Here is a 266-nt window from a genome sequence, read left to right on the forward strand (position 1 = left end):
GTGAGTGCCAGCACGCGCACCACGAGCTCCGGATACTCGATGCCCACCGAACGCGCGGCCTTCGGCGGCAGCGAGTGATCGGTCATGCCGGGCGCCGTGTTCACTTCGAGGAAATACGGGTTGCCTGCGCGGTCCATCATGAAGTCGGCGCGGCCCCAGTCGGTGCAGCCGAGCACGTCGAACGCGCGGCGCGCGAGCTTCTTCAGTTCCGCTTCCTTCTCCGGCGCGACGCCGCACGGGATCAGATACTGCGTCGTGTCGAGGAT

At 66.9% G+C, this 266-nt stretch carries 1 pseudogene; it reads right to left on the reverse strand.

Annotated elements, in window-relative coordinates:
• Window positions 1-266, reverse strand: a pseudogene (locus SB751_RS31255) (D-alanine--D-alanine ligase); the annotation flags it as partial.

The sequence above is a fragment of the Cupriavidus sp. SIMBA_020 genome (assembly GCF_046535395.1).
GTDB classification, from domain to species: domain Bacteria; phylum Pseudomonadota; class Gammaproteobacteria; order Burkholderiales; family Burkholderiaceae; genus Cupriavidus; species Cupriavidus campinensis.